General features: G+C 42.5%; 14 protein-coding genes. 4 read left to right on the top strand and 10 right to left on the bottom strand.

From position 1 onward, the window contains the following. Positions 1 to 248: 248 nt before the first annotated feature. The 8 genes from galE to ACXAH6_RS06380 form a co-directional block, all read right to left on the bottom strand. Positions 249 to 1,268, bottom strand: a complete 1,020-nt coding sequence (gene galE / locus ACXAH6_RS06415; protein WP_474875812.1) for a UDP-glucose 4-epimerase GalE — start codon at positions 1,266 to 1,268, stop codon at positions 249 to 251. Continuing rightward, on the bottom strand, positions 1,265 to 1,567 hold the full coding sequence (locus ACXAH6_RS06410) for a DUF6170 family protein (RefSeq protein ID WP_474875811.1): 303 nt from the start codon (positions 1,565 to 1,567) through the stop codon (positions 1,265 to 1,267). Before ACXAH6_RS06410 ends, galE begins: the two co-directional genes overlap by 4 nt. A 132-nt stretch (positions 1,568 to 1,699) precedes the next feature. Continuing rightward, a complete protein-coding gene (locus ACXAH6_RS06405; RefSeq protein ID WP_474875810.1) occupies positions 1,700 to 3,184 on the bottom strand; it encodes a peptide MFS transporter in 1,485 nt (494 codons plus the stop codon). Between the two features lie 228 nt (positions 3,185 to 3,412). Continuing rightward, complete coding sequence (locus ACXAH6_RS06400; RefSeq protein WP_474875809.1) at positions 3,413 to 4,582, bottom strand: KpsE/RkpR family capsule polysaccharide export protein; 1,170 nt, start codon at positions 4,580 to 4,582, stop codon at positions 3,413 to 3,415. Further along, positions 4,575 to 5,225, bottom strand: a complete 651-nt coding sequence (locus ACXAH6_RS06395; protein ID WP_474875808.1) for an ABC transporter ATP-binding protein — start codon at positions 5,223 to 5,225, stop codon at positions 4,575 to 4,577. The genes ACXAH6_RS06400 and ACXAH6_RS06395 overlap by 8 nt, the downstream gene beginning before the upstream one ends. Next, entirely contained in the window at positions 5,222 to 6,004 is a 783-nt protein-coding gene (locus ACXAH6_RS06390) for an ABC transporter permease (protein WP_474875807.1), read from the bottom strand. The genes ACXAH6_RS06395 and ACXAH6_RS06390 overlap by 4 nt, the downstream gene beginning before the upstream one ends. Next, positions 6,004 to 7,833 carry a polysaccharide biosynthesis/export family protein gene (locus tag ACXAH6_RS06385; protein ID WP_474875806.1) on the bottom strand — a complete coding sequence of 610 codons (1,830 nt, stop codon included), beginning with the start codon at positions 7,831 to 7,833 and terminating at the stop codon, positions 6,004 to 6,006. Before ACXAH6_RS06385 ends, ACXAH6_RS06390 begins: the two co-directional genes overlap by 1 nt. Continuing rightward, positions 7,833 to 8,177, bottom strand: a complete 345-nt coding sequence (locus tag ACXAH6_RS06380) for a hypothetical protein (RefSeq protein ID WP_474875805.1) — start codon at positions 8,175 to 8,177, stop codon at positions 7,833 to 7,835. Before ACXAH6_RS06380 ends, ACXAH6_RS06385 begins: the two co-directional genes overlap by 1 nt. Positions 8,178 to 8,477: 300 nt before the next feature. Here ACXAH6_RS06380 and wecA point away from each other — a divergent pair, with 300 nt between their 5' ends. From wecA to galU, 4 genes are all read left to right on the top strand, one after another. Next, positions 8,478 to 9,548 carry a UDP-N-acetylglucosamine--undecaprenyl-phosphate N-acetylglucosaminephosphotransferase gene (gene wecA, locus ACXAH6_RS06375; protein WP_474875804.1) on the top strand — a complete coding sequence of 357 codons (1,071 nt, stop codon included), beginning with the start codon at positions 8,478 to 8,480 and terminating at the stop codon, positions 9,546 to 9,548. Between the two features lie 79 nt (positions 9,549 to 9,627). Further along, on the top strand, positions 9,628 to 10,515 hold the full coding sequence (locus tag ACXAH6_RS06370; protein ID WP_474875803.1) for a glycosyltransferase: 888 nt from the start codon (positions 9,628 to 9,630) through the stop codon (positions 10,513 to 10,515). Beyond that, complete coding sequence (locus ACXAH6_RS06365; RefSeq protein ID WP_474875802.1) at positions 10,512 to 11,375, top strand: glycosyltransferase family 2 protein; 864 nt, start codon at positions 10,512 to 10,514, stop codon at positions 11,373 to 11,375. Before ACXAH6_RS06370 ends, ACXAH6_RS06365 begins: the two co-directional genes overlap by 4 nt. 342 nt (positions 11,376 to 11,717) lie before the next feature. Then, the gene (gene galU / locus ACXAH6_RS06360; protein WP_474875801.1) at positions 11,718 to 12,611 is read left to right on the top strand and encodes a UTP--glucose-1-phosphate uridylyltransferase GalU; all 894 of its coding nucleotides are present in this window, start codon (positions 11,718 to 11,720) and stop codon (positions 12,609 to 12,611) included. A 42-nt stretch (positions 12,612 to 12,653) separates the two neighbouring features. Here the strand turns inward: galU and ACXAH6_RS06355 are convergent, their stop codons facing one another. Both ACXAH6_RS06355 and ACXAH6_RS06350 read right to left on the bottom strand, forming a co-directional pair. Further along, complete coding sequence (locus ACXAH6_RS06355) at positions 12,654 to 12,980, bottom strand: ComEA family DNA-binding protein (protein WP_474875800.1); 327 nt, start codon at positions 12,978 to 12,980, stop codon at positions 12,654 to 12,656. 150 nt (positions 12,981 to 13,130) lie between these two features. Next, positions 13,131 to 14,138, bottom strand: a complete 1,008-nt coding sequence (locus ACXAH6_RS06350; protein WP_474875799.1) for an isocitrate dehydrogenase — start codon at positions 14,136 to 14,138, stop codon at positions 13,131 to 13,133. Positions 14,139 to 14,209 lie beyond the last annotated feature (71 nt).

The following is a 14,209-nucleotide window of genomic DNA, read 5'->3' as shown; positions in this document are numbered from 1 at the left end:
GATCTGCGTTTCTGTGTATCGAGACTTTTTCATCAGGAGTTCTCCTTTCTTGGCTCAGTTTACGCCGAAGAACTCTAAAAAGGTATGTCGCTATTTTAGGGGAGGTTTACACCAACACTCGAACAATAAAGCTGCTATAAAAAATATCGCGATCGCAGCCTTCGGCTGCTAGAAAAAATAAACCCCTCTGAAAAAAGAGGGGTTTATCATCAATCTGAGGCCGCTAAACGCGGCCTTTACATTTGCTGTTATTTTTCATAGCCCATGGGGTTATTCGATTGCCAATGCCATACATCTTGGCACATATCTTCTAACGTCTTATTCGCATGCCAATTGAGTTCTTTTGCTGCCTTGGTTGGGTCAGCATAACAACTGGCCACGTCACCACTTCTACGCGGCGCTATGGTGTAATTAATTGTCTTACCACTCGCTTTTTCAAATGCTTTTACCATGTCTAATACACTGTAACCTTGGCCTGTGCCTAAATTATAGAGATCTAAGCCCATTGATAAGTTGAGGCGTTCGAGCGCACATAAATGGCCGTAAGCTAAGTCTTCGACGTGGATATAATCGCGTACGCCTGTACCGTCGTGAGTATCGTAATCGTCACCAAAAACACTCAATTGTGTTAATTTTCCTGTTGCGACTTGAGCGATATAAGGCATTAAGTTATTGGGAATACCATTCGGGTCTTCACCAATCCTACCGGATTTGTGTGCGCCGACCGGGTTGAAATAGCGAAGCAGGACAATATTCCAAGATTCATCAGAAATATAAAGATCAGAGAGTACGCGTTCGACCATCGACTTCGACATGCCGTAAGGGTTGGTGGGTTGGCCTGCGGCCATATCTTCTCTCAATGGCAGCGAGACAGGATCGCCATATACGGTTGCAGATGAACTGAACACGATGTTTTTTACATTGTGTTTTTTCATTGCATTACAAAGCGTAATACTGCCGTATACGTTGTTGTCATAATACTCGAGAGGTTTTTGTACAGATTCTCCCACCGCTTTTAGACCAGCAAAGTGAATGACTGCATGGATATCATAATCGGTAAACACTCGGTCAAGTAATTTGACATCGCGAATATCACCGTTGATAAACGTCATTGTTTTACCGGTAATTTCAGCGACGCGTTTAAGAGATTCCTCTGAAGCATTGGACAGGTTGTCCAACACCACAACGCCGTACCCCGTTTCTAGTAGTTGTAATACAGTATGGCTGCCGATATAACCAGCACCGCCGGTCACTAATATTTGTTTCATGATGTTTCCTTTTCATGCTGTTGAGGCAAATATTTAGCACTCAGTGAATATTGAATGGGTTTAAGTATTAGGGGGTACAGAAGAAAGACGAGCAAAGCCCATAAGAGCGACAGCCAATTATTAACAGACTGCATCAATAGAGCAAAAATAGGCACAATGACACAAAGCTTTAAGATATTAAGTAAGGTTTTTTCTGGCACCGATAGCTGCTTACTTGCTTTTTCTATCGCTTCCATTCGCCTTGATAGCGGTAAATCGCGAATACTGGGAATGTGCCGTGTCGAAAAATAAAACTTCATAGAAATTGTCTCAAGGTCATGTCTGGTGCTGGGTGATCAAAGTAATTTTGTGGGGTTACTTTGACGCGGCTAAAAAAATGCCGCGTAACACGCGGCATTTATTGTATTGGATTGTACGAGTAGGTGAAACCTCTATGCAGAGGCTTTTTCCCACTTACGCGTGACAAATGAAAGAATAAAGACGATAACGCCGATAGCAATAGCGAATTTACTGACTTGCATAAATAGCTCGCTCATATTGCCAGATTCTTCACCACCAAATGCACCAGCGAGTACACCGGCGATCACATTACCGATAGAGTAGGTGAGTACAAATAGTCCCATCATTTGACCGGCGAAGCGCTTAGGAGACAATTTGCTCACCGCACTTAGCGCAACGGGGCTCAAGCATAATTCGCCCACAGTGTGAAGGAAATAGGTAGCGACAAGCCAGTATGGTGCCACTTTCATACCGCTGGCAGCGTACTGTGCAGCAATGAACATCACAATAAAGCCTGAAGCCATGATCAAAATACCAATCGCACTCTTCATGCCATAAGAAGGATCGAGCATGCGTTTACCTAAGTTAATCCACAATGCTGCGAAGAACGGAGAAAGAGTTACAATGAATACGGCATTAAGAGTTTGGAACCAAGCCGTTGGTAGTTCAAAATCACCAAATATACGCTGGGTGTTTTCATGAGCGAACACGTTAAGTGATGAACCCGCTTGTTCAAAGCCAGCCCAGAAGCACGCAGACGCAACACAGATTAAGAACAATGCGCCCATGCGTTTTTTCTCGTAACTCTGTAGGTTACCGAAGAAAAAGATAACGCCAAAGTAAATCAAGAAAATCGCAGTAAAGATAACTGCTACATCTTGAGCAATACTTACTGCATCAATGACGATAGTTCCTTGGCTCACTAAATAGGTGATCAACGCGACAATTAATAGGAATATACCAACACCAATTTTTGTGTTGCGATTACCTGTCGCGGTCATTGGCTGTGAAGGCTGACTGCCAATGCCTTCTAAACGACCTTGGGTCAGCTTAAATTGAATTAGACCAACGGCCATACCAATGGCTGCCGCACCAAAAGCCCAGTGATAGCCTTGGTTAGTGGCAAGGTAACCACAGATTAAGTTACCGATAACCGAGCCAATGTTGATACCCATATAATAGATAGTATAACCACTGTCGCGACGAGCATCTTTGTCGGAATACAACTGGCCGACCATGGCACTAATATTTGGTTTGAGTAAGCCCGTACCGAGTACCACCAAAATAAGCCCAATAAAGAATGTGTCAGTGCTGGGGATGGCCAGAACAATGTGGCCCATCATAATAATGATACCACCGTACCAAATTGCACTTTGTCCACCAAACAAGCGGTCGGCTAGCCAGCCACCCGATAGGCCCATGAAGTACACCGCACCAGTGTATAAGCCATAGATGGCGTAGGCATTGTCTTTGGAGAAGCCGAGGCCTTCTTCATTAATGCTCATCATCATAAAGATAACAAGTAGGGCGCGCATACCGTAGTAGCTCATTCGTTCCCACATTTCTGTGAAGAACAGCGTAAACAGGCCCCCTGGATGGCCAAAGAAACGCGTATCGTTAGATGTATTTGTTGTCACAACTGAGTTCCGTAGTTTTAATTATAAGCCTAAAGATTCTTTGTCATGGACGTAGCTGTGGGCCTCGTCACCATTATTATCTACGAATCTTTGGATGAAGCCTTGTTTATACTAAAGCTTAGTGTTTGACACAAGTAAGTTAAGGCATATGAAGCACTGGATAAGATAGAAACTGTCAATGGGGGTGAACAAATGGCCGATACTTAATCAGTATCGGCCATTTGTGCATCACAATTCGCGAATTGTGGCGATAATAATTCTAATGATGGCGAAGAGCATAAAGAGCACGACACCTACTAAAACGAGGTTGTAAATGACTTCTGGGTATTTATTGTCTTCCGGGTGTGTGGGTGACTCGATGGTAACCAAGTGCTGTAATTGTTGGTATGTCTCTACACGGGTATTTTCTAATGTCATTAGTGATGAAGAAAACGCCTGTATTGCCAACTCTAACTGCACTTTTAAATTGCTATATTGAGCCATTTGCTCACTTACCGAGAGCGAGTGTTCGCCTTGAGATTTGTCACTCACTCTACTCTTCTGAGATTCAATTTGTTCTTCCAACGCTTTAATTTGCCGTTTCGCAGTTAAAACCTCAGGTGCTGTCTCAGACATCATCGAGCGTAGAGTGTTAAGTTCAGCTTTTTTCTGGGCTAGTGTCGCTTCTAAAGAAAACGCGATTTGTTGGAATGCCGCTCCTTCAGCAGTGGGGTCGAGCACATTGTATTTAGACTGAAATTCCAAAATGCCAAGTTTAGCTTCTTGTAATTTTTGCTCCACGATATCGTGTTCACTTTGAGCAAACGCTAATTGGGACTTAGCAAGGTTATTTCCAATATTGTTGATAAAGTTTTCTGCGTGCTCGACGATGGTTTGGTTAATTAATGTCGCATAATCGGCTGAAAATGCGCGTGTTTTTAAGGTAATAATCGAAGAGGTTGAGTCCACTTCAACTTCAACATGGTCTAGATAGTATTTTAGTAAGCCTTCTCTAGTGTGATCGCTATTTAGGCGGCTGAATACGTCAGCATCCGGCAATGAGTAATGGTCGCTAATTTGGATGGTTTTGTTGAGATAATCGAGCATGTCGGTAGATTTGACGAATGCTTCTATCAGCTGACTGTCATTAGAATATCCTGCCCCTGAAACAGCAGAGCCCAGTAAGGCTGACGCGTCGAAACTGCTAGCTTTGTCACTGGATTTGACGATGATTTGACTTTGACTTTCAAATTGAGGTGAAGCAAAAGCAATTAAATATAATGCATAGGCAATCCAGGGGATCACTATGATATACAAGGGCTTTGCTTTTATTTTATTTAAAAGGCCTGCGAGAATAATAAAAATATTCTCGTTGTTTTCCTTGGTCTTGTTGGCAAAATTTTTAACAGCTTTAATCATTGGAGTAGACCTTTATGCCTTCTTCTAAATCTTCGTAATAAGTTAATTGACCATCATTAATGATGATGGCTGAACTACAAAATTCTCGAACTTGATCGACTTCATGGCTAACCATAATCATACCAGCCGAGTCCGCTTTTTCAGCAAGAGCTTCTTTGGCTTTTTTTCTAAATTGTGCGTCTCCTACTGAAGTAGCCTCATCAATGAGGTAAATATCAAAGTCGATATTCATACAACAAGCGAAGACTAATTTAGCTCTCATACCTGAAGAATAGGTTCTAACGGGTAAGTCAAAACGTTTACCGACTTCAGCGAATTCTTGGACCGCTCTTTCGTATTTAGACAGAGACTTAACATTGTTAATTCGGCCGATAAATCGCGTATTTTCTCTACCGCTCATGTGCGGGTGAATTCCAGTCTGCAGAGCCACTGGCCAAGACATTGAGCGATTCGTGATAATTCTCCCTCTGTCTGGGTATTCACTGCGTGCAAGCAAGCGAAAAAGTGTCGATTTACCCGCGCCATTCTTACCCAAAATGGCCACATTTTTTTCAGTGGGGAACTCAAAGTTAAGGTTTTTAAAAATATACTGAGGCCCTAACTTACTGGGATAAGACTTTGTGAGGTTTTCAATTCTTATCATTGTGAAAGTACTCGTTTCCAAGTAATTTGATAAAGCGAAAGCGCGAGGAAAAGGGAGGTGACTGTACAAATAAGAGCATATTCAATGGATACACCGTGTAATCCATAGGATTCGTAACAAGCGTACCTGCCTATTTCGATAAAATGAAGTAATGGGTTCCAATTTAAATAGGGCCAAACAGATGGAGGGAAGTCCTGTAAGCTGAAAAATGTCCCAGAAATGAAAAAGATGGGTCTGTTGATTAAGTTTTTTACCTTGTCTAACTCAGGTATGAAGGCACTGCCAATACCGAAGATAACGCCTACACTGAACGAAAAAATCCAAAGAATCGAAAAAAGCATGATAAGCAACAGAAGGTTATCAATTTTTAGGTCCAATGCTAATAGATAGCTTGCCATAAAGCATAGAAATATAACTCCTGCTTTAATTGAAAACTCGATAATTAGCGTCGTTAAAAAAGCAGTAATTGGCATTACTTGACGAAATGCAAAAAGAGGTTTGTTCCGTTTACTCGCCATGGATATTGATCCCATACCCGTCATAAAAGACTGGACAGATATAAGGCCTACCATCATAAAAAGTATGATAGGTACTGAATGAACTTCTGTGCCACTCACGAATGAACGAGCATACGACATGGTAAAGATAAATAGGAAAGGCTCTATGAAAGCCCATCCTAAACCGAGTTTATCGTTAAATTTGCTCTGTAACTCCCTTAAAAACAGAGCAAAAATAACGCTTTTCCACTGCCTAAGCTGTTGTTTGAACGTCGGAGCCATTAGTTAACCGCAACGTTGGCCGCAACAGCAATTTGATAAACAATTTGAGTAATATCTTTAACGGCTTGCAGTGTTTTGGCATCCACTTTCGGCAATACGACAAGCTTATCGCCAGCTATTAAGGCGTGACCGTCAGATTTGTTAAAGTCAGTGTCGTCATCGACGCTTGTAAAGTCGATAGTTCCATTGGGGTGGATAATTAGAATGCGCTCTGCATTAGCACGTTCGGCGAAACCCCCAGCCCAAGCAATATAATCTGTTAACCCGGCCTGCTGATTAAACACGATAGACTGTGGCATTAATACTTCGCCACCTACATGTATCAAATCAGAGCGTTCGGGAATAACGATGGTATCATTAGGTTCAAGTAGAATATTGGCGACATTGCCGTCATCGGAAATGACCACGGTGCCTAACGGTTCAACCTGTCGGGCTCTTGCCACAAAATCAGAGACTAATTGAGCCTCTTGCACGCGAATGGCTCCTTCGCCAGTAGAGCTTACAGGCGCAGTGTAGACACTTCTTTCCAAACGTTGAAGTGCCGAATCAATGATTTGCTTCTGTTTCGCTGCGACGCTTTCTCTGAGCAAATATACATTTTCGTAATCCGCTAAGTTTTGATCTACTGCGACCTGAGCTAGTACGTCATGAATACGCGTTCCTTTCGGAACCATATATTGTGACGGGCCATTGTACGACCCAGCAATATTAATACGATAGACTTGTGTTTCATGATCATTGATAAACTCAATTTGGTCTCCAGAGTACAGTTTTAGGTCCGCAAGCTCGTCAATGGAGACATATTTGGCGACTTGATTACCCTGACGAATCCCTGTGACTGTTGCGTGTGAAATAAACTGCCCGGGGTGGGCGTATTGAGTTAGTTCATTGCCATCAAGTTCTGCTTTCGCCAATTCAAAAGTGAAGCTGTTTCTCGCTCCACTGGTCACGGTAACCGTATCGCCGATGGGGTGGACAAGAATCACATCACCATCTTTGAAAGAGAGTGAGGGCATAACTCCTGAACGGGAGAATTTGTACAAGTCGATAGTTTCAACAGTCTGACCATTGCGTATCACGTCGATTGCTCTAAAGCTGCCCCGTTGAAAATCAATGCCGCCCGCGCGCTTTAGGAAATAAAGTACACTATCTGCAGCTTGGCCTGCATATTGCCCCGGTCTTAATACTGGACCCGATACAAAGACAGAAACAGGTGTAGAGGTTAGTAGGTTTACGTAGATGTTGACATCATTGGTGTAGACTTGTTTGATCTTATTTGAAACAGTTGCATTGACACTGCTTGCGGGGGTGTTTGCAAGGGCAAGGGGGCCAATGTTGGGAATGAAAATGTTGCCTTGGTTGTCTACAGTCACCACATCTGCGAAATTTACCGCTCCCCATAGCCAGATGTTGAGTTTATCGCCCGGTGCGATAGCGTAATTGTCATTTAATCCGTCAGTTCTTTCTGATTCAAAACCACCGATGAATAAATTCGCTGCAAATGGTGGGTTTTCTAGCTTTTCTTGATAAGGGTAAACATCAGCAACCGTCGGCTCGCCAGGAAGAACCAGTCCATTACGCGTTTGAGTACTGTATTGCGATAGGGAAGACGTCGGAGACGTCGCTGAGCTTAGGTTAGATTCACTATTCACTTCCAGTGGTGAAATGCGGGCATTCCCTGTCGCCGACGTACCTGTACTGTTGGAAGCTGAGGCTTGATTGCGTAATTGTTGTAATTGCTCAATCGTTTGTGCGTTGGAAATGGTTGGGAACACTAAACAACTTAGAGTAAGTGATAAAACGAGTGAAAACTTAGTTGCCAGTGACATTATTTGGCACTCCAAACTGTTGATGTAGAGAGCGAGTTTTGTAGCACCCAGCCCTGTGTGACTTTACAAGCGAGTAACTTTTTTTGTGAAGGCGCTGAAAGTTCTGCGCAGGGGTGACCTAAAGCAGAAAAATAACGTTTTGTTACCTGATACATATGACCGTTAATGGTCAGGCTGTTCCCAAGTGTTATCTCATCTTCGGCAAAGACTACAGACGTTGTGGAATGGTTGTTTTCCATTTGCATTGGAACTAAAGAGATTGAGGCCTCGACATCTGGAGGCGTGTATGCACAACCAGTCGAGAAAAGTGTCATCAACAATAGGCACGTAGCTTGTTTTTTCATTAGAAGTTTTCGTCCATGCAGTAAAGCTTTTTGCGCATAATATCATAAGTCTTTTTATTTTTTGGATAGTTTGTCTTTAATTAATTACCCATTCTGTCCAAGTTATAATTAAGATAATCTAGCCGACACCCTAGTAAGTGCACGAATAGTTTACTATTATGGAGTCGTTATAAATTGACGACATCTGTGGTATCTTCATGAACCAAAGGACGAAGTAGTAAAATATGGATCACTTCTTGCTCTGTTTGTGCACATTAACGTGTTTTATTTTTGTCTTCAAAGACTCGGGATGCTAAGCGAATGTTGAGCTATTTGCAGTTTGTGCCACTTTTCACTGCTTTTTTCGTCGCACTCATTCTTCTTGTCGTGATGACGCCATTGGCACATCAATTTGGTCTTGTTGATCAACCCAGTTACCGAAAACGCCATGCGGGTATTGTTCCACTTACCGGCGGTGTCGCTATTTTCGTTGCGGTGTTAGTGGCGAGCGTTCTTACCGATGTTTGGATGAAAAATAACCCCTTATTTTTCACAGCATCAGCGTTTATCGTATTACTTGGTTTGCTAGATGACCGCTTTGACTTGAGCGCAAAAGGTCGTTTGGTATGTCAATTCGGTGTGGCTTCCATTATGGCGTGGAGTGCGCAAAACTACATCACATCGCTCGGAGATATATTCGGCTTTGGTGAGGTTCATCTTGGTTTAATAGGGTACTTCTTTACACTGGTTTGTGTGGTAGGTGTCATTAACGCCATCAATATGATTGATGGTATTGACGGCCTCGCAGGCGGTATGAGTTTAGTCGTATTGAGTAGTGTAGTCGTTTTGCTACTTCACTCAGGAAATGGCTCTGCCATCATGGAGCCTTTAGTGATCGTCGCTGCGATAGTGCCTTTTCTTGCGTTCAATTTAAGCTGGAAGGGGTTTAAGGGCAATAAGATATTCATGGGTGATGCCGGTAGTATGTTTGTTGGCCTAACAATCGTGTGGTTGTTAGTTGATCATACTCAGGGCCCTGTTGCGTCTATGCGTCCAATAACCGCAGTATGGTTAATTGGTTTGCCCTTAATGGATATGGCGGCAATTATGTACAGAAGAGCAAGAAAAGGTCAGTCTGTACTACACCCTGATAGAAAGCATCTTCACAATATTTTTATGCGCGCAGGCCTATCGTCTAAGCAAGCATTATTAGCCATTTTGTTGCTTGGTGCTTGTTATTGCGCAATAGGTATAGTCGGCGAAATATTCCTCATTCCAGAGTGGTTGATGTTTTGGGGTTTCATTGCGTTGCTATTTTGCTACAGCCTAGTTATCCAAAATGTATGGAAACTCATTCGACTCTATAGAAACAAAAGTCGAGTGAGTAATTAAAATCGAATCACTGGTTTTTGTGTATTGATATCTGTTATCTTGTATCGAATAACATAAAAATACATAATTTGGTTGGATCTTGTCTGCTTTTTTTTCTATCGTTCAAAGTCGCTACACAGTCAAAACTGTAGAGGCGATAGTAGGTTGTGCTGTATACGGTAACGATGAACCACTTTGGGTTGAACAAGCCCTTAATAGTGTTTTAAAGCAAACCTATGAAGATTTTCTTCTCGTGGTGGTTATTGATGGTCCTGTGTCTTTTGAAATTCAGGAAATCATTGATGTTAAAGCTCAACTTGACGAGCGAGTAGTAGTGATAGAAAGCAAGATAAATCAAGGTCTTGCTGCTTGTATGAATTTTGTTTTAGACTGGTCTCTCTCACTAAAACCCACCTACTTTTTTCGTATGGACGCGGATGACGTGTCATTGCCGAATCGATTTCAAACACAAATTCAGTTCTTACAGACTCATCCTAATGTGTCAATTTTAGGGACGGCTTTGATTGAAATTAATGAAGAAAATGAAAAGGTAGGTGCTAGAATGATGCCGGTTTCTAATCAACAAATCATTCGTTTACTGCCGCGCAGGTGTACGATCAACCATCCAACTGTCTGTATTCGATATGAGGTGTTTTTGGATGGGTATCGGTACAACCAGCATCTTCGAAACACGCAGGACTATTTTCTGTGGATAGAGTTAGCTCAAGCAGGGTATGTTTTTCGGAATTTGAAAGAGCAACTGCTCATGTTTCGTCGGGTAAATGACTTTTACAAAAGACGAGGCCTGAGTAAGTCAATAAATGAATTTAAAGCAAGATTTGGCGCAATGTTTAAGCTCAAGCGCTTAACCCTGTACAACCTAACTTATGCCATTGCCGTTTTTACCTTAAGATTGTTGCCCTCTAAGTTAGTTAAAATGGCTTATAAGCTTGATCGTCACTTATTAGAAAAGTATTTTAAACATTGAACTTAGCTGCTGTCATCATTACCTACCACCCTGATGAATCACTATTGTCTGAAAATGTCGGTCATTTAGTCGCCGCAGGTATTACTGTTTGTGTTGTCGATAATTCGCCTATGGCAATGACGGGGTCATATCTATCAAAGCCGGACGTGCACTATTTATATCTGAACGGTAATGTGGGTATTGCCCGTGCACAAAATGAAGGGATCCGTTTTTTTCGCCAACGCAATGCTCAACAAATACTGTTACTTGATCAAGATAGCCGTCTATCTTCTTTATTTATCGGTCAACTGATTCAATGTGCGGCGCAGATTGCAAGCGAACGCGACGTAGCTGCAATCGGCCCTTCAATTTTCTGCGGTTTTGAGCAAAAAGTACATGAAAACCGAATTGATGTAACCAAAAAGTGGTCAGACTCGGTTATCTCTGTTCGGCAAATTATCGCATCAGGGATGATTATTAATGTGCGTTGCCTTGATGATGTCGGGTTGAAAGACGAATCACTTTTTATTGATGGCGTTGATCATGAATGGTGTTGGCGAGCTATCCATAAAGGGTATCTCATACTGCGAGATACCGGTTTACAATTGCCCCATCGACAAGGAGAAGGACGACTCAATATCATGGGCTTGACGTTTAAAAAAGGCGTGCCAGTAAGACTTTATTATCAGTTTAGAAATATACTCTTACTCTCAACACGTTCTTACGTCCCGCTCTACTGGAAATGCCGAAACCTAGGCGCTATGCCATTGCGATTTATTGTCAATGCTGTATTGATGCAAGAGAGAAAGGCGCGTATTCGATATATGCTTACGGGGCTTATTCACGGGCTGCGCAGGAAGTCAGGGAAAGTGAACTTTTAGTTAAATATACTAGGGCGATATTGGCAAATTGTGTGTGAAATCGTATTATTGAATCGCTCTTTTTTGGTGCGTTCTTTGCACTCTTTTGGATTTTAAGGCGAGACCTTGCACCTTGAGATGGCGTGCGGGACTGAGTTTATTTAGACAAATTTTTATTTAATATAAATGTATAATAGAAGTCTTTGTAAGAATCACAAAGAGTTAATGTATTTGCGTCTGGATAGGGGCGTTAATTCGACAGATGAAATATCTCGTTGTGACAGCAATGGCTGTTTTTATTGAGTTAGGAACAATGATTGCATTGACGAGACAAGTCGAGGATTATCATAAAAAGGAAACATTATGAGTCAAGTTAGAAAAGCGGTGATCCCGGTTGCCGGATTGGGTACACGTATGCTACCAGCGACTAAGGCGATCCCCAAGGAAATGTTGCCAGTAGTAGACAAACCGTTAATTCAATACGTTGTGCAAGAGTGTGTACAAGCAGGGATTAAAGAAATCATCCTTGTTACACATGCAAGTAAAAACAGTATCGAAAACCACTTTGATACTTCGTTTGAACTAGAAGCAACGTTGGAAAAGCGTGTTAAACGTCAGTTGCTAGAAGAAGTTCAAGCGATATGTCCGAAAGACGTGACCATTATGCACGTGCGTCAGGGTGTGGCGAGCGGTTTGGGTCATGCGATCATGTGTGCACACCCTTTGGTTGGTGATGCACCATTTGCGGTAGTTTTACCCGATGTAATCATTGATGATGCGGCGGCAAATCCCAAAAAAGACAATCTAGCTGAAATGGTGGCGCGCTTTAATACATCGCGTGTTAGTCAGGTTATGGTTGAACAGGTACCACAAGAAGACATCACTAAATTTGGTATTGTTGATTTAGAAGGAGCCGCGATAGCTCCGGGCGAGTCTGCAAAAATGTATCAAATGGTAGAAAAACCGGATTTAGAAGATGCACCTTCCGATTTAGCTGTAGTGGGTCGTTATGTTCTCCCTGAGTCGATTTGGGGACTATTGGAGTTCACTCCACCAGGTGCTGGTGGTGAGATCCAGCTTACCGACGCGATTGCTGCTCTTATGAAGATCGAGCAGGTCGACGCATATTACATGAAAGGCAAGAGTCATGATTGTGGTAGCAAGCTTGGTTATATGAAAGCCAATATAGAATACGCGCTACGCCATCCTACGATTGGTGAAGAATTCAAAGAATTTTTAGCTAGTCTAAATGGCTAATCATGTATTATTGTGAAAAAGGGCTTCTATAGAAGCCCTTTTTTATTGCTTCAAAATAACCGAAGATTCAATTTTACTGACAATGCCTTGTCCAATACCTTTTACGTCTTTGAGTTGCTCCAAAGAAACAAACTTTCCGTGTTTTTTGCGATAGGCGATAATCGCCTGAGCCTTACTTTTGCCGATACCGGGCAGTTGGGTGAGTGTTAGCTCATCAGCGGTATTGAGGTTTATTTTACCTACTAGTCGTGTGTTAACCGTACTCGTTGCCGGTGTTTCAATAACAGCCTCAGCGTTGCTATGTGGTATGTATAGTGCACTAGTGAGCAGGGTCAAAAGTGCGATATAGATAGTTTTCAGTACATTCATCTTTCAGTTCCTTGTATGGGTTGCTTGCTGAGTATTCAGCGATAAAAACTGTAAAGCGTAATGAGGGCACTGACTAGTACAGGAAAAGGACAGTTTTTGAAACAAAAAAGCAGCGCATTTGCGCTGCTTTCAATAAGGTAATGTTATCGATTAAAGACGGTCTAGTAACGCCTGAGTGAACTCTGTGGTGCCATGTTGGCCACCCAAGTCGTGGGTAGTGCGGTCACCTGTTTCAATCACGTCTTTCAGTGCATTGCGAATTTTATCCGCTTTGTCTGCCATACCTAGGTATTCCAGCATTTGTACTGATGCAAGGATAACCGAAGTTGGGTTTGCTAGGTTTTTACCCGCAATATCAGGCGCTGAACCGTGAACAGCTTCGAAAATTGCACAGTCTTGTCCAATGTTGGCGCCTGGTGCCATACCTAATCCGCCAACTAGGCCGGCACAAAGGTCTGACAAAATGTCACCAAATAAGTTGGTGGTAACGATAACGTCGAATTGATGCGGGTTCATCACTAATTGCATACAACAGTTATCTACGATCATTTCCGCAGACTCAATGTCTGGGTAGCGTTCGCCAACTTCACGTGCAACTTTTAGGAATAAACCAGATGTTGATTTAAGAATGTTCGCTTTGTGAACAGCAGTGACTTTCTTACGACCTTCACGACGCGCTAGTTCGTAGGCGAATGTTACGATTTTTTCAGCGCCGTCTCGTGTGATCTTACTCATCGCTTCAGCTTCTGTACCATCTTCAGAGACCACTTGGCCTAGACCAGAATACATGCCCTGCGTATTCTCGCGAACAGTGATGATATCGATATCTTCGTAGCGAGCTTTAGTGCCTTTAAAAGACAGCACTGGGCGAAGGTTAGCGTATAGTTTGAACTGTTTACGCAAACTGACGTTGATAGAGGTAAATCCTTCACCTACTGGCGTAGTCAATGGCCCTTTTAAGGTCACTTTATTTTTTGCGATAAGATCCAAAGTCTCTTGAGGCAATAGCTCACCGTGGTTTTCTAATGCAACTAAACCTGCATCTGCATAATCGTAGGCAAAGTCACATCCTACTTTTTCGAGAATTTGAATCGCAGCGTCAATGATATCTGGGCCAATGCCGTCGCCGCGAATGACTGTAATACGTTGCTGAGTCATTTTGGAAGGATCCTTTTAGTACATGTACTGTAACGTTAGGTTATTATAGCTCGTTAAATTGAGGTGCTAGC

It is taken from the genome of Alteromonas sp. ABE4_545 (assembly GCF_056161325.1).
Note: the sequence above shows the minus strand (reverse complement) of the source record. Positions and strands in the feature narration are given on the sequence as shown.